The organism is Paraburkholderia sp. RL17-373-BIF-A (assembly GCF_046030175.1).
Lineage (GTDB): Bacteria > Pseudomonadota > Gammaproteobacteria > Burkholderiales > Burkholderiaceae > Paraburkholderia.
Window position 1 is genome coordinate 1 of sequence record NZ_JARESO010000048.1, and the last position, 13,993, is coordinate 13,993.

13 protein-coding genes and 3 pseudogenes are annotated in these 13,993 nt (G+C 58.8%); 11 read left to right on the plus strand and 5 right to left on the minus strand.

Annotation, left to right across the window (positions count from 1 at the left end):
- Both P0D80_RS36895 and P0D80_RS36900 read left to right on the plus strand, forming a co-directional pair.
- Positions 1 to 182, plus strand: a pseudogene (locus tag P0D80_RS36895) (NADP oxidoreductase coenzyme); the annotation flags it as partial.
- A gap of 202 nt (positions 183 to 384) precedes the next feature.
- Positions 385 to 1,008 carry an MlaC/ttg2D family ABC transporter substrate-binding protein gene (locus P0D80_RS36900; RefSeq protein ID WP_132380017.1) on the plus strand — a complete coding sequence of 208 codons (624 nt, stop codon included), beginning with the start codon at positions 385 to 387 and terminating at the stop codon, positions 1,006 to 1,008.
- A 203-nt stretch (positions 1,009 to 1,211) separates the two neighbouring features.
- Here P0D80_RS36900 and P0D80_RS36905 read toward each other — a convergent pair whose 3' ends face one another.
- Positions 1,212 to 2,576 (minus strand): hypothetical protein, encoded by a 1,365-nt coding sequence (locus P0D80_RS36905; RefSeq protein ID WP_408291187.1) that lies wholly within the window; start codon positions 2,574 to 2,576, stop codon positions 1,212 to 1,214.
- A gap of 64 nt (positions 2,577 to 2,640) precedes the next feature.
- On the opposite strand from P0D80_RS36905, the gene P0D80_RS36910 reads away from it, so the two are divergent.
- Positions 2,641 to 3,129 carry an NUDIX domain-containing protein gene (locus tag P0D80_RS36910; protein ID WP_408291189.1) on the plus strand — a complete coding sequence of 163 codons (489 nt, stop codon included), beginning with the start codon at positions 2,641 to 2,643 and terminating at the stop codon, positions 3,127 to 3,129.
- Between the two features lie 228 nt (positions 3,130 to 3,357).
- On the opposite strand, the gene P0D80_RS36915 is transcribed toward P0D80_RS36910, so the two are convergent.
- On the minus strand, positions 3,358 to 3,846 hold the full coding sequence (locus P0D80_RS36915) for an Lrp/AsnC family transcriptional regulator (protein WP_408291191.1): 489 nt from the start codon (positions 3,844 to 3,846) through the stop codon (positions 3,358 to 3,360).
- A gap of 116 nt (positions 3,847 to 3,962) precedes the next feature.
- Between P0D80_RS36915 and P0D80_RS36920 the strand changes: the two genes are divergently transcribed.
- The 3 genes and pseudogenes from P0D80_RS36920 to P0D80_RS36930 form a co-directional block, all read left to right on the plus strand.
- Positions 3,963 to 4,994 carry a histone deacetylase family protein gene (locus P0D80_RS36920; RefSeq protein ID WP_408291193.1) on the plus strand — a complete coding sequence of 344 codons (1,032 nt, stop codon included), beginning with the start codon at positions 3,963 to 3,965 and terminating at the stop codon, positions 4,992 to 4,994.
- A gap of 63 nt (positions 4,995 to 5,057) precedes the next feature.
- A pseudogene (gene ocd, locus P0D80_RS36925) lies at positions 5,058 to 6,133 on the plus strand (ornithine cyclodeaminase).
- A gap of 40 nt (positions 6,134 to 6,173) precedes the next feature.
- Positions 6,174 to 6,626 (plus strand): annotated as a pseudogene (locus tag P0D80_RS36930) (branched-chain amino acid ABC transporter substrate-binding protein); the annotation flags it as partial.
- A gap of 299 nt (positions 6,627 to 6,925) precedes the next feature.
- Here P0D80_RS36930 and P0D80_RS36935 read toward each other — a convergent pair.
- A complete protein-coding gene (locus tag P0D80_RS36935; RefSeq protein ID WP_408291195.1) occupies positions 6,926 to 7,729 on the minus strand; it encodes an IclR family transcriptional regulator in 804 nt (267 codons plus the stop codon).
- A 149-nt stretch (positions 7,730 to 7,878) separates the two neighbouring features.
- On the opposite strand from P0D80_RS36935, the gene P0D80_RS36940 reads away from it, so the two are divergent.
- The 4 genes from P0D80_RS36940 to P0D80_RS36955 are packed head-to-tail and all read left to right on the plus strand — an operon-like array spanning position 7,879 to position 12,487.
- A complete protein-coding gene (locus tag P0D80_RS36940; protein ID WP_408178664.1) occupies positions 7,879 to 8,970 on the plus strand; it encodes a CobW family GTP-binding protein in 1,092 nt (363 codons plus the stop codon).
- Positions 8,971 to 8,995: 25 nt separating this feature from the next.
- On the plus strand, positions 8,996 to 10,366 hold the full coding sequence (locus P0D80_RS36945) for a dihydroorotase (protein ID WP_408291198.1): 1,371 nt from the start codon (positions 8,996 to 8,998) through the stop codon (positions 10,364 to 10,366).
- A gap of 39 nt (positions 10,367 to 10,405) precedes the next feature.
- The gene (locus P0D80_RS36950) at positions 10,406 to 11,752 is read left to right on the plus strand and encodes an MFS transporter (RefSeq protein ID WP_408178666.1); all 1,347 of its coding nucleotides are present in this window, start codon (positions 10,406 to 10,408) and stop codon (positions 11,750 to 11,752) included.
- A 45-nt stretch (positions 11,753 to 11,797) separates the two neighbouring features.
- Entirely contained in the window at positions 11,798 to 12,487 is a 690-nt protein-coding gene (locus tag P0D80_RS36955; protein ID WP_408178667.1) for an isochorismatase family protein, read from the plus strand.
- 30 nt (positions 12,488 to 12,517) lie between these two features.
- Here the strand turns inward: P0D80_RS36955 and P0D80_RS36960 are convergent, their stop codons facing one another.
- Positions 12,518 to 12,730, minus strand: a complete 213-nt coding sequence (locus tag P0D80_RS36960; protein ID WP_459252079.1) for a hypothetical protein — start codon at positions 12,728 to 12,730, stop codon at positions 12,518 to 12,520.
- Positions 12,731 to 12,780: 50 nt separating this feature from the next.
- On the opposite strand from P0D80_RS36960, the gene P0D80_RS36965 reads away from it, so the two are divergent.
- On the plus strand, positions 12,781 to 13,527 hold the full coding sequence (locus P0D80_RS36965; RefSeq protein ID WP_408178668.1) for a hypothetical protein: 747 nt from the start codon (positions 12,781 to 12,783) through the stop codon (positions 13,525 to 13,527).
- Positions 13,528 to 13,774: 247 nt separating this feature from the next.
- Here P0D80_RS36965 and P0D80_RS36970 read toward each other — a convergent pair whose 3' ends face one another.
- On the minus strand, positions 13,775 to 13,984 hold the full coding sequence (locus P0D80_RS36970; RefSeq protein WP_408178669.1) for a hypothetical protein: 210 nt from the start codon (positions 13,982 to 13,984) through the stop codon (positions 13,775 to 13,777).
- Between the last annotated feature and the right edge of the window lie 9 nt (positions 13,985 to 13,993).

Sequence of the window (13,993 nt, forward strand, 5' to 3'; positions counted from 1 at the left end):
GCCGCGTCGTGTTTTTGTCGAGCGATGACGAAAATGCGGTGGCACCGGTCGCTGCTTTGGCCGAACAACTCGGTTTCGCGCCGATTGCGCTAGGACCGCTCAAGGATGGCGGCTTGCTTGTCCAAGGTAGGGGGAATACCTGGGGGCAACTGATCTTCAAGGATCTCGTCAAGTTCAAATAGCGGCGCATCACGACGAAGACAGCGGCCACGCGCATCGCTAAACGCGTGCTGGTGATCTGACCGAGATTCGGTTAGTGCCTGTGAGCGAGTGCATGATGGCCTTCGGACTTGAAACAGCGACGAGTGCTGCCGCGACGCATTCGGGCGTAGATGGAGGATACTTCGTAGCAGCAAGCCAACGCGTCCAGCCAGGATTCTGCACATGAAGACACTTTCTCTACTGACTCTTTGCGCAGCGTTGTTGTCGTTCGGCGGTGCGGCGTACGCGCAAGTCGACCAATCTGAGCCTCAGCTGCTGATCAAGACCGCGACGCAACAGATACTCGACGAGGTGCGGACCCGAGCGATCGCGCCAGACGATATTCCTCGCATCATTGATATCGTAAATCGGGACATTCTTCCTTACACCGATTTTCACCGCACCACGTCACTGGCGATGGGCCGTTACTGGCGGACGGCTACGCCCGCGCAGCAGCAGCAACTGGTCGAACAGTTCAAGATGCTCCTGATCCACACCTATTCGGGTGCTATCGGTCAGCTCCGTCCAGACCAACGGATCGACTACCCGCCGATACACATCGCTCCAACGGATACGGACGTGGTGGTGCGCACGGTTGCAACCAGGAACGGCGAACCAGCAGAGATCGACTACCGGCTGTACAGCACGCCGCAGGGCTGGCGGTTGTATGACCTGAATGTGCTCGGCGTCTGGCTAATCCAGACATATCGGCAGCAGTTCAGTGACAAGATCAAGGAAAGCGGTGTTGACGGTCTGATCCAGTTTCTTGCTGAGCGCAACCAGCAGCTCGCTTCCGGCAAGCAGTAAGTGACCGCTGGGTATCATGGCGGCGGGCGCTTACCGGGTTAAGTGACGTTCGCGAATATCTCGCACGACACTCCAGCAAACCCGCCATGTGACGAGGCGCAGTTCCCATCTCAATGATCGGATACGCAGCGTTTGCTGGAAAGGCACTCCGTTCCGGCGGAATCTCCGGCGGCCGTGGAATACCGGTGAATTGTCGATTGAGGTCAGAGCGCCACGATCTGCCGCAAGAGTTCCAACGCTTTCATCTCGTCCAGGCGGCCGGTGCGTGCCTTACCCGCGAGCGTCTTGATCAGCGCCTCTGCTATCGGTTCAATACCCATCAGATCGTCCAGGCTCGTCACGGAAGCATAACGGTGTGGCTCCGCGATAACCTCTGTGACGGAGGCCAGCGCAGGCTGCGGGTGAGAGGCGGACGACGGGACATCGCGGTCAACAGCTTGCCGAACGTCCAGATCGGCGGCTGATGGGAGCACCGCATCCTGTTGCTCCACAACTGACTTCGTTTCGGCGGCGACGCCCGTCTGATCTGCCTCCGACGGGTCGGTGTTTCGACGGCGCGCGGTTTTCGCTTTCTTAACCGCAGACTTTCTTGCCACCGTAGCTTCCGGTTTTAAAGCAGCTGGTAGTTCCTGCTGATCAGTCGCATGTCGACCGGACCGTGGATCTGGATCAAGCAGAGCCGAGACCGATTCAGGGATGTCTCTGACTGAACGGGGAACGTCCAGCCACGCGGTTGGCAGACCAAGACGTTCGGTGAAGCGGTTGGCTTCTGCGTCGTCCATGCGCTTCTGTCCATACAGACGATTGTCGAGGTTGGAGGCGCTGATACTCACTACCGCGCTGAGCCGCACCTTCGATCCCTTACGGTGGGTAAGCACATGCAGATTGGCACGACGGATGTTTTCCAACGCTGCGACGTCGTTCAGTGGCAACGATTGCTGAGTCCCTGACTTTGGAGACGCTTTGGCTTTCGTTGACGCAGATTTCGACGGGGGGGTCGTGGCAGGCTTTGCCCCTGCGGGATTACTCTTCGCGGCGGCCTTTGGCGAACTGCCATCTGTCCTCTTTGACATTTCTGATTCCCTGGGCAAACGATCTGTGGGGGTAGGGCGGGAATTCGCCTGTGTGGCGGGAGCCGTCTCCAATACCTGCCCGTGCGCTGATTCCGGTTCAGCATTCGGGTGAATAAAGTCGAGCGGCGCCCTCAAGCGACTGATGGTCTCGGACGGGAGGGTGGGATGAGGTTGATCGAAAAACCCATCCGGTAGCCCGAGCGTCGTTTCGATGTGGAAGGCCGTCTCAGGTGTGAATCTCTCGCCATTCATCAATTCGGTTACGCGCGTCAGGTTGGAATCGAGTCCTAGTGCGATGTTCTCCGCGCCCACTGCATCGACCAAAAATTTAAAGGAACGCGTTTTGAAAATAGACGCCGTCTGGGCCGGGTCTCGGGCAGGTGGCGCCTTTACGTATGATTTGTTCTGTCGGTAAGATGTCGTTTTTGAAGGTTGGCGCGACTGACGCGGGCCCTTGTCCCGAGATCCCGAGTATCGCCCGTGTGCTTGACTCATAAAGTGGGGCTCTCCGCCGGTGAAATCACTATCAATGCAGGGATTATAAGGGAGGGGAGACCTCATGCGGAGCCTTGAGCAAGTGCGACCAGCTATGCCTATCGACTCTGTCTGGCGCATGGTGCTTCGTCTTGGATTCCCGTTCGCTCGCGCCTGGTGGCACCTTCGACGGCCTCGCCATGAGGGAGCGCTAGTAGCAATCTACGTCGGGCGGGCGCTGTTACTGGTGGAGTCATCGTACCGGGCCGAGTGGAATTTTCCCGGCGGCAGTGTCCAGCCCGGTGAGACGCCAGATGCAGCGGCGCAGCGCGAGATGGAGGAGGAGATTGGTCTCTCGTCGCACCCATTACTTCCCGCGGGCAGCGCCTGCGGCATTTGGGACGGGCGAAGAGACCGGGTGCATTTCTTTGAACTGCACCTCGATTGCATACCCGAGTTGCGGCTTGATAATCGTGAGATTATCGCCGCGCATCTGGTATCGCCGGAGGAATTGCACGGCATCGCGCTGACAGGGGCGGTCGCTGCCTATCTCGGCAGAGATCTCGGCTGTTAGTTGGCCCTTTTCCTTTCGGGACATCTCGAGGGGTAGTTCAATGCGGCCAGCAAGCAGGGCGGAAATCATCGAGAGAACGCTCTTCCGAACGGATATCGGACGCACGCGCGGCCAGGGCGAGGGTCCACAACGGGGTGCAGCGCGTGGCGGTCGAGCGCGCGTTGACAGCCCGCTCCGAGTTGAGTCGCAACGAGTGGCGAATCGGCAGCCCACTTTTGAGTGATGTGTTCAGGCGTCAGGAATCGGAACCCGGGACGAAAACTTCACCTCGCGTAGCGCAAGACTCGATTGTATCGACGCGATGCCCGGCTGCCGTCGTAGCACCCGCTCGACAAATTCACCGTATGCGTCCAGATCAGCGGCGACCACCTGCAGAATATAGTCCGCATCGCCTGTGATTTTGTGGCAGGAGAGGACTTCCGGTCGACCGCGGATGACGGCCTCGAAGTTATCCGCGGTTTTGTCCGAGTGCACATTGAACCGGAGATGCACGAACGCAAGAAGATTCAGGCCGACCGCGCGCCGGTCGATGTTCGCCTGGTAACCGGTAATCACACCTTCGTCTTCCAGGTGCTTGCGCCGCCTCCAGCATGGCGTCACGCTCAGCGATAGTTTCTCCCCGAGTGCGGCATTCGACACGGCACCATTGTCCTGAAGCAGGCGCAACATCGAGCGGTCGACCGCGTCCATTTCTATTTTTGGGCGATTTGTGCTCATCTTTCATTCCTGTTAGACAAATTTCCCAAAATATTAGGCTTTTCCGCATCCGAAAGCAAAATCAATGCGGCCGCCGCTCAATAAACTGTTGGCTGTCTTCAACGCGGCAGTCAACCATGCTCACCATTTACAGTAGCGATCATCGCTTGCACCATGGCGTCGAACTAAAGGACGGCGCCATCTCCGATTCCTTCGAGAAGCCCCTCCGCGCCGAGACGGTGCTTGCGCAAGTGAGGGCAACCGGACTCGGCGATGTCATCAGCCCGAAGGCCTACCAATGCGCGGACTATGCAGGCGCGCACAGCCAGCGGTACGTCGACTTTCTGGCAGGAGCGTGGCACGAGTGGCTTGCAACGGGCAGAACCTGTCAGGCTCTGCCACTCGTCTGGCCCGTGAGGGGACTGCCCAGTCACGAGTTGCCCGAATTCATCGATGGCAAGCTTGGCTTCTTTTCGATGGACGCCGGTTCCCCCATCAACGCGGGTACGTGGGCCGCGATCAGTTCCAGTGCCAACTCAGCACTGACCGGCATGGATGCGTTGTTGGGTGGCGCGGGCGCCGCATTCGCGCTTTGCCGCCCGCCCGGTCACCATGCTGGTCGTGAATACATGGGCGGCTATTGTTACTTGAACAACGCGGCGATTGCGGCCCAGCATTGCATCGGCGGCGGCGCAAAGCGCGTAGCCGTTCTCGACATCGACTTCCATCACGGCAACGGCACGCAAGACATTTTCTACGATCGACCTGATGTTCTATTCGTGTCGACTCATGGCGATCCCACGGTGTCCTATCCATATTTCTCGGGCCATGCCGACGAACGTGGCGTCGGCGCGGGAGAGGGTTTCAACCTGAACCTGCCCCTTCCGAGGGGAACGGCCTGGGAAGGCTTCGACCGCGCGCTGCGCCACGCCGGCACGGCGATCGGGCAGCATGCACCCGACGCACTGGTCATTTCTCTCGGGGTCGACACGTTCGAAGACGACCCCATCAGCCACTTCCGCCTGCGCACGCCAGACTATCTGCGCATCGGCGAGGCGATCGCAAGCTTCAACGTCCCCACGCTTTTCGTGATGGAGGGCGGATATATGGTCGACGAGATTGGAATCAACGCGGTCAACGTTCTGTTGGGCTTTGAAGGCAGAGCCTGATGTTGTTTTACCGATTCGTCGCTTTGCGATCTGACCGTCGCCCGCATACAAGGAGCTAAAAGCATGACGCGATACATAGATGTAAACGATGTTTCAAAGCTGGTCGCCGAGGTCGGCATGACACAAGTCCTGACGACCATGGCGTCTTACATCGAACAGGACTATCGTCGTTGGGATACGTTCGAAAAGACTGCCCGGCTGGCAAGCCATTCGACCGATGGCGTGATTGAACTGATGCCGACGTCGGATAACCGGCTGTATTCGTTCAAGTACGTCAATGGGCATCCGAAGAATACACAGTCTGATCTGCTCACGGTCATGGCATTCGGCGTGCTGGCGGATGTGGACACGGGCTATCCGTTGCTCCTGAGCGAGATGACGTTGACTACGGCGATTCGGACGGCCGCGACTTCAGTGCTATTTGCACGCTACCTTGCACGACGGACTCGCGCTCGATGGCCATGATCGGCAACGGCGCGCAAAGCGAATTTCAGGCCATAGCGTTTCACCAGATGTTGGGCATCGACGAGATCAGAGTCTTCGACGTCGACGAGACCGCGACGGAAAAGCTCGTGCACAACCTCGCGCCGTACGGGACGCTTCGAGTGATCCGGAGCGACTCCGCGGCGGACGCGGTCCGCGGCGCGGACATCGTAACCACGGTTACCGCGGACAAGACAAACGCGACGATTCTGACGCCGGAGATGATCGAAGACGGCATGCATATCAACGCCGTCGGCGGCGATTGTCCGGGCAAGACCGAATTGCATGCCGATGTTCTCCGGCGCGCACGTGTCGTTGTCGAGTACGAGCCGCAGACGCGCATCGAAGGCGATATTCAGCAGCTCACGCCGGACTTTCCTGTTGTCGAGTTCCACCGGATCGTGTCCGGCGCGGATAAAGGCCGCGAATCCGCCTCGCAGGTCACCGTGTTCGACTCGGTCGGTTTCGCGCTGGAAGACTTCTCCGCGCTGCGCTACCTCAATGCCGCGTCACGCGAACGGAACATCGGCATCGAACTCGGTCTTATTCCCACGCCGCCTGACCCGAAGAATCTCTATGACGTGGCGATCGGTAGCGCCTCGTGTGAACCGCTGAAGCGCGTCGATACCGCGCCGGCTGACACGATTCGTCATTGATTGAACAGGCGCCTTTGGCGCCGCATGAAGAGGAGGGGACATGACTCAGCATTACAAGGAAATCGCGGTCGCGGCTGCCGCAATCGCTTGCTCGTTCGCTGTTCACGCCGAGGAGGTCGTGCGAATCGGTCACGTCGCGCCGCTCACAGGCGCCATCGCGCACCTGGGTAAGGGCAGCGAAAACGGCGCGCGGCTCGCGGTCGAAGAAATCAACTCACAGGGCCTCGTGATTGGAGGAAAGCGAATCACATTGCAGATCGATGCACAAGACGATGCGGGCGATCCGCGTACTGCCACCCAGGTTGCGCAGAAACTCGTCGACCACAAGGTAGTCGGCGTCGTCGGTCACCTGAATTCCGGCACCTCGATTCCCGCGTCGCGGATTTACAAGGATGGCGGCATCGTCGAGATCTCGCAGGCAGCGACGAATCCGACCTATACGCAGCAGGGCTTCAACACGACGTACCGGGTTGTCGCCACCGACGCGCAACGCTTGCGCACAGGGAGGTTGCCTCGGCTGCAGCGCGACTCGATCAGTTCCTCAGCCGGAACGGTGTGGCGAGCGATGAACGCGTGACCGTGATCAGCGACGACGCTGGTGCATTTGCAAAGACGGTCGGGGGCAGTCAACTCGCTCGCGGCCGGATCCTCGGATTAACGAGGTCATCGGTACGCTGACACTGACGGCGGAGTCGGAGTTGTATAAATAGCGGCAGCGACGACTTCCGAGTCGCCCGCCTAAGTCGTCCGGCCAGTCATGTGCCTGAACAGCTGGCGGAACGTGCTGAGCGTTTAGGCAGGCGTGCCGCCGACATCGAGGGCATAGACGTCGCCGTGAAGATGTCGCGATAGTTCGGATGCAGCATGGTGCAGCAGACTGAGTTGTTTCACCGCAGGCGGCTCAGTGATGCTCTCGACGGAGCCGATGATTGCGATCACGCCGGCGAGCGTCGCGCCGTCGCGGAAGACCGGCACGGCCAGTGTATTGATACCTGGCATCATTTCTCCGGCGCAAACATCGAACCGCGTTGAGCGAATGCGTGCAAGGCGCTTCTCGAGTCGCGTCAGCGCCGCTTTGGAAAAGCTTGAGTCTTCCTTCAGTAAATCCCCGACCAGCGCCTGACGCTCAGTCTCAGTGGCAAATGCCATTGTGACGCGGCCAAGCGCTGAGCAATGCGGTGGCGGCCGGTTCCCCGGTTTGACGCTCACGCAGATGCGCGCATAGATGTTGTCGACCGAGTCGATCACCATCGGCAGGCCATTGGTAGGTACGGCCAACACGACCGTTTCATGCAACGCGTCGCGCAGGTCGAGCAGATAGGGTTGAGCGAGGCGGCGTAGATCAAACTGGTTTCCAGCCGCTTCGCCCAGCTGAAAAATTCTCCATCCCAGTCGGTACCGATCGTTGGAGGCGTCCTGCTCAATCATGCCGACTTCCTTCAGCGTCACGAGATGTCGATGCACGCGCGGTTTCGTTTCTGAAAGCAAGTCCGCCAGTTCAGTCACGCCCATAGCGCGTTGAGCCAGCGCCATTGCTTCCATGATGCGCACCGATACCTTGACCGCATCCACCGAATTCAGCTTCTTCTCCGTCATACGTCCTTCTCTTTTTCACGCGTGAAACGAGAGATTAGCAGGCCGCGACGCCCATCAAGCGACTTCGCTGCGGCCAGTTGCAAACAAAAAAATTAGCGTGTTATGCTGATCGTAACGATGTATCGCTAAACGTAACGATTTAAGTGGCCATGGAAAAACTCCACGATGTAGCCGGGGAAGTGTCTCAGCAAGGCGCGCCGATTCCTTGCGACGTGCTGACCGGCTACCTCGGCAGCGGCAAAACAACCTTCCTGAATCGTTTCCTGAAGAGCTCCGAGGCTCTGGGGACGGCCGTCGTGGTCAACGAGGTGGGTGAAATCGGTATCGATCAGGTGATCCTCGGTGAGGTGTCGGACAACGTGCTGCTGCTTGACTCGGGTTGCCTGTGCTGCTCATTGAATGGCGCGCTGCGCGAGACCTTGCTGAATATTGCCGCACAGGCAAAGCGGATCGGTATGCCACTGCGCAAGGTGGTTGTTGAAACGACAGGACTCGCCGAGCCATTGCCCGTCCTGCATTCGCTGATCGGTGATAGGGCGCTCGCGGGCTACTTTGCACTCGGACGCGTGATCACCACGGTCGACGCCCGATTGGCCGCAGAGCAGATCAGGATGCAGCGCGAGACCGCTCGGCAAGTCGCGGTGGCGGACGTGCTGGTGATAACCAAGACGGATCTGGTGGACGCGGCGCAAGTGTCCGCTGTGGGCACTATGACGATCGCGATGAATCCGCGAGCACGCCGGATCGATGCGGCAGCCGATAACGCGCTTCACGCCGCCTTCTGCGAGGCGACGCCCGACAGAGAGCCGATTGCGCCGCTGGAAGCGCTGGCCCATCAGCATGAGCACGGGCACCACGATCACGCCCGTGGCGTGCATGAGACGTTAGTAGGCGCAGAGAGCTTCTGGATCGATGGAGACACCTCGTGGCCCGGCATCGCGGCGTGGTGGCAACTGGTCGTCGAAAGATACGGCGCACGGTTGCTGCGCTGCAAGGGATTATTTCGCCTGAAAGAGACTCAGGCGGCCGTGCTGATTCAGGGTGTCGGCACGCACTTCTATCCGCCGGAGACGCTTTTGCGCTGGCCCATCGGTGATAACCGTGCGCGATTGACGGTTATCGGCGAGGCGCTCGAACGCGACTGGCTGGCGTCGAGCTTGCGTGCTTTGCGGATAGATGAGGCGGGATTGCTGCCCCGCAATCTGGACGAACTCGACCGTATATTGCCCGGACAACATTGATCACAGTATTTGCGGAGTCTTCAAGATGAGTAAGGAATTCGTCGTACGCCATGCGCAGATCGTCGAGGCGGGAAAGGACCCGGCACCGCTCGACCTGCTGATCCGGGACGGCAAGATTGCCGACCGGTTCTTGCCGGGAACACCGGTGGATGCGTCGATATCTGTCATAGAGGCACAGGGCCTGCATATCTTCCCGGGCCTGATCGACGCACATGTCCATTTCGGATTCGGCGAGAAGATCACCGAGTATTCGACGGAGACCGCGTATGCCGCACAAGGCGGCTTTACGTCGATTCTCGGCTACTTCCTGAACAACGAAGCGTACGGCGCAGTTTTCGAGCGCGAACAGGAATACGCACGGGCTCGCGCACATATTGACTACGGATTTCACTTCAGTGTCGCGAACGAAGAACACGTGCGCGACATGGCGGCCTACGTGCGCGACTACGGCGTGACGTCGTTCAAGTACTTCATGAACTTCAAGGGCGAGGAAGGACGCTATCTCGGTCTCGACGGAACGGACGACGGGTATCTGTTCAATTTGCTCAGGACGGCGGGCTGTATGGACGGGGTAAAGGTCGTGTGCCATACCGAGAACATCGAGATCGTCAACCGTCTGCGTACGGCGATGAAGGATCTCGACGCACCGACGCTCAAGGATTGGGCGTCCGTCAAGCCACCTTTCACCGAGGCCGAGAGTTGTATCCGTGCGATGTATTTTGCCGAGCATTTCGGCGCGCACATCTATATCCCGCATCTGAGCACGCGTATGGCGCTTGATGAAGTACGTCGTTGGCGTGAGCGCTATCCACATGTATATGTCGAGACGTGCCCGCACTATCTGACGCACGATGAAGATTCGCAACTGGGCTCATTGGGTCGCGCGAACCCGCCGTTTCGCAGCAAGGACGACGTGGCGGCGATGTGGGAAGGCCTGCAGGATGGCAGCATAAACGTAGTCGCCTCCGACCATGTGCCGCGCAAGAAAGCCACCAAGGAGCGTCCTTTCTGGCTTGCCTCGCAAGGGTTCCCCGGCACGGCGACAATCTTGCCGGTGCTGCTCAGCGAGGGTTACCACAAGGGCCGGCTGAGTTTGTCACGAATAGCCGAGGTACTGACTGAAGCTCCGTCGCAAATCTTCGGCATGGCGTCGGCGAAAGGCTCACTGTCGGTGGGCGCCGACGCTGATTTGACGTTTGTCGATCTCAACCTCAGTCGGGTAGTGCGTGCAGAAGAGCTCGGTTCGTACTCGGACTACAGCCTCTATGACGGCTGGTCGCTGAAAGGCTGGCCCGTGCGCACGATTGTGCGTGGAGAGACGATCATGCTGGACGGCGAGATCGTTGGAAAGCCCGGGTATGGGCGCTACCTGTCGCGTCCGTTGACGTCGCGTTAAGCAAGTTCATCGTAACGAACGCTTGCAAGGAAAAGAATCATGGAAACACAAGCAAGTCTTGGCACTCAAAGCCTGCCCGCGCTGGACATCGATCGCACGTCCGAATTGGATGCGCCTTTTTCAGCGCGAATTTCCCCGCGTATTGTTGTCGCGGGCGCGGTGGGCTCGATCGTGGAGTACTTCGACTTTGGCGTGTACGGCTACGTCGCAGTGATCCTCGCTACCCAGTTCTTCTCTTCCGGCAATCCAACCTCCGCAATCTTGAACACGCTGGCAGCTTTCGCGATTGCGTTTGTGCTGAGACCGGTTGGCGGATTGGTATTCAGTCATTTTGGTGATCGCTTCGGCAGAAAGAACGCACTCGCCGCGACCGTGTTGTTGATGTCTGTGGCAAGTGGACTGATTGGTTTTCTTCCCACCTATGCGGCGATTGGCGTAGGCGCAAGTGCCCTGTTAGTTCTTGCGCGATGCATGCAGGGCATTGCTGCGGGCGGCGAGTTGGGCGGCGCAATCGCGTTTGTCGCGGAGCATTCACCTGCACACCGGCGGGGACTTCTGTGTTCGACGACTCAGACCGGCGCGCTTGCGGGCATTCTGCTGGCCTCGATTGTCGTTGCCACATTGAACCAGACTCTTTCGAAAGCTGATATGACCACATGGGGATGGCGGGTCCCTTTCCTGGTGGCGATCCCGATTGGTGTGATCGGACTTTGGATTCGTTCCCGACTCACAGAGGCCAAATCGTTTCAGGTGCTGTCTGAGAGCGACAGGACCGAATCCGCGCCGGTTATCGAACTGCTCCGGTCTTATAGTGGGCCCCTTGCCAAAAGCATAGGGCTATCGATCCTGCTGTTCTCGCTTTACTACATCGCGTACGTGTACGTGAACATCCACTTGCAGCGCGTGGTCGGAGTGAGTTCGAAGCTTGCTTTCTGGTCTACGACGCTGACGCTGGCCGTCTCTGTCGTTTGCATGCCACTGTTTGGTGCGCTGTCAGACAGGGTAGGGCGCAGGCCAGTCTTCGTCGTGTCGAGCCTGGCCGCACTGGTGCTCGCGGTACCGTGCTTCAACTTGATGAATGCTGGCGGCTTGACTGCCGTTGGCATGCAGATTGTACTGGGTCTGATTGAATCGGCCCTGATGGGCGTCGCGTTTTCAACGATGGCCGAGCTGTTTCCGACCCGCGTCCGCTATACCGGCGTTGCGTTGGGATTCAACATCGGCGGCGTCGTCGCGGGCGGAACTGCGCCGCTTATTTGCACGTGGCTCGTATCTGTGACGGGTTCGTCGATCGCCCCAGCCTATTTTCTTATCGGCACGGCCGTTGTGACGCTTTTTTCAGCCTTCACGCTTAAAGAAACCGCGGGATCGGCGCTTAAGCCGTGACGTGCTGGCCCTACTTGAACCATGGAGAATACGGAGAGCATTTGCATGAAACCTTGGGAAAACATCATCTCGGATGACGAGCAGCGAAAATACCGTGCTGCCGGTTTCGGGCGTCCGTCCGGCCTGGGCAAGCGTCCCGCCTTGCTGATCATTGACGTACAGTACCGAACTGTCGGCACCAAACGTCAGCCCTTCTGGGAATCGATCAAGGAATTCCCGACGAGTTGCGGGGACGTGGGTTGGGCCGCGGTGGACCACATTGCAGAGTTGCTCGAAGTGTTCCGGGCGAAAAACTGGCCCGTACTGTACCCGCATGTCGCGCCCAAAAAGTCCACAGAGGGCGGACGACTGGCAGAAAAAATCCCGTCAATAATGAACATTCCCGCTCGGGGCTACGATTTCGTCGAAGAGGTTGCGCCGCGCGACGGCGACGTTCTGCTGCCAAAAAAACATCCGAGCGCGTTTTTTGGGACCGCGCTCGCCAGCCATCTGATCGACGCGCAGGCTGATACTTTGATCGTGACGGGCTGCACCACGAGTGGATGCGTGCGCGGAAGCGTTGTCGACGCGTTTTCGCTGAACTTTCGAGTGTTCGTCCCGCAAGACTGCGTGTATGACCGTAGCCTGACTTCACATGCGGTGAACCTGTTCGACATGTCCGAAAAATATGCTGACGTGGGCACAACGTCCGATCTGCTGACCCGCCTCGCTCACATTGCGCCGCGGGATTATTGAGGTCGGTCGCCAATGGCGGAGGCCAACCGGTTAAGCAGCGGGTTGATTTTTGAATAACGGCTGCGTGAAGGCGGCAGGAGACAGGTAGCCCAGACGAGCCTGTTCGCGGGCGTCCTGGCGCGTGGCGAGGTCGGTCTTGGGCGAGCCCCAGAAGCTTTCCATCGGCGCGTGGTCGTAAAGGAGAGCGTGCAAAAAGTTGGGGAGGCTCCCGCGGAGGAGCGTTTTTGCTTCCGACAGCGGCATCGGTTTCGTCTGGAGTAGGCTGATCGGTCTCGCAACGGTGGGAGCAAGCCATGCGGTTGATCATCGAAGCAAGGTTGGCCGACGGAGACAATGATACGGTCGAGGAAGGTGACGGAGTTCTGGCTGTGATTGCGCACAGGGAGGTTACCTCGGCTGCAGCGCGACTCGATCAGTTCCTCAGCTGGAACGGTGTGGCGAGCGATGAACGCGTGACCGTGATCAGCGACGACGCTGGTGAATTTGCAAAGACGGTCGAGGGCAGTCAACCGGCTCGGGGCCGGATCTTCGACTGGTTCCACATTGCGATGAAGTTCCAGGCGACGCAGCGTTCCGTGTTCGGCAGCAAGATGATCGACTCGATGGACCAGGAGTCAGTGGAGACCGAAATCACGCACGCGAAGTGGTTGGTCTGGCATGGCAAGGGCAGCAAGGCGGTCGAGCGGATCAAGGCGCTCGACAGTCGGTTGCTGGCGAGAGAAGGATACGAATTCAAAACGCTGTGGTGGAATCTGAATACCGTCTCCAGTTACCTGAGGAACAACACGCGCACGTTGGTCAACTACAGCGCGCGGCATCGTCAGGCCTTGCCGATCAGCAGCAGCATCGCCGAGTCTGCGGTGAACCAGGTTGTCAGCTACCGTATGGCCACGAAGCGACAGATGCGCTGGACTGACAAAGGAGCGCATTGCATGGCGCAGGTCAGAGTCACGGTTTTGAACGGGGAATTCTCTTCACATCGCATCTCGGGGTTCAAGATAGCCGCCTCGCGACACGGTGAATGCACCGCGGTACCATGACCAGGCCGGGACCGAGCAACGAACAGAACAGACCCTGTAACCCTGCCATCAGCCAGTGCGGTCAGACGAAATCGACCTCCTCAACTTTTGATCGGTCTCGAAATAGTGACACTTTTGCATCCGTCTACGTCAGACAGATCGAGATGAACGCCGACAGTCTGCTGCTCGAGATGGGTTAAGCCAACTTCAAAGATCGATACAGTTCAACGCTGCGATCGCGCAAAACCGTTGCCCCCTGGTAAATCGCTCAATGAATCGAGTCCCGGGTGTTGAAGAGACTATGAGAGTCCATCCAATCGTACGATTCGTTGCTGTGCGCCCACGCCCAGTTCCTTGCTGCGTCACTTTTTTTGGCGACCGCCTGTGCGACCTCTTCGGAGGGCGAACCTCCGTCGTAATTGTCGTTCGTGCGCTCAGCGCGGCCGATGTTTCTGGATTTCGATGAGTCGTAGTTCATTGCGATTCC

Excerpts from the sequence above, each read along its gene's own strand:
- P0D80_RS36900 (WP_132380017.1), top strand. The coding sequence starts at position 385 with ATGAAGACACTTTCTCTACTGACTCTTTGCGCAGCGTTGTTGTCGTTC.
- P0D80_RS36905 (WP_408291187.1), bottom strand. The coding sequence starts at position 2,576 with ATGAGTCAAGCACACGGGCGATACTCGGGATCTCGGGACAAGGGCCCG.
- P0D80_RS36910 (WP_408291189.1), top strand. The coding sequence starts at position 2,641 with ATGCGGAGCCTTGAGCAAGTGCGACCAGCTATGCCTATCGACTCTGTC.
- P0D80_RS36915 (WP_408291191.1), bottom strand. The coding sequence starts at position 3,846 with ATGAGCACAAATCGCCCAAAAATAGAAATGGACGCGGTCGACCGCTCG.
- P0D80_RS36920 (WP_408291193.1), top strand. The coding sequence starts at position 3,963 with ATGCTCACCATTTACAGTAGCGATCATCGCTTGCACCATGGCGTCGAA.
- P0D80_RS36935 (WP_408291195.1), bottom strand. The coding sequence starts at position 7,729 with ATGACGGAGAAGAAGCTGAATTCGGTGGATGCGGTCAAGGTATCGGTG.
- P0D80_RS36940 (WP_408178664.1), top strand. The coding sequence starts at position 7,879 with ATGGAAAAACTCCACGATGTAGCCGGGGAAGTGTCTCAGCAAGGCGCG.
- P0D80_RS36945 (WP_408291198.1), top strand. The coding sequence starts at position 8,996 with ATGAGTAAGGAATTCGTCGTACGCCATGCGCAGATCGTCGAGGCGGGA.
- P0D80_RS36950 (WP_408178666.1), top strand. The coding sequence starts at position 10,406 with ATGGAAACACAAGCAAGTCTTGGCACTCAAAGCCTGCCCGCGCTGGAC.
- P0D80_RS36955 (WP_408178667.1), top strand. The coding sequence starts at position 11,798 with ATGAAACCTTGGGAAAACATCATCTCGGATGACGAGCAGCGAAAATAC.
- P0D80_RS36960 (WP_459252079.1), bottom strand. The coding sequence starts at position 12,730 with ATGCCGCTGTCGGAAGCAAAAACGCTCCTCCGCGGGAGCCTCCCCAAC.
- P0D80_RS36965 (WP_408178668.1), top strand. The coding sequence starts at position 12,781 with ATGCGGTTGATCATCGAAGCAAGGTTGGCCGACGGAGACAATGATACG.
- P0D80_RS36970 (WP_408178669.1), bottom strand. The coding sequence starts at position 13,984 with ATGAACTACGACTCATCGAAATCCAGAAACATCGGCCGCGCTGAGCGC.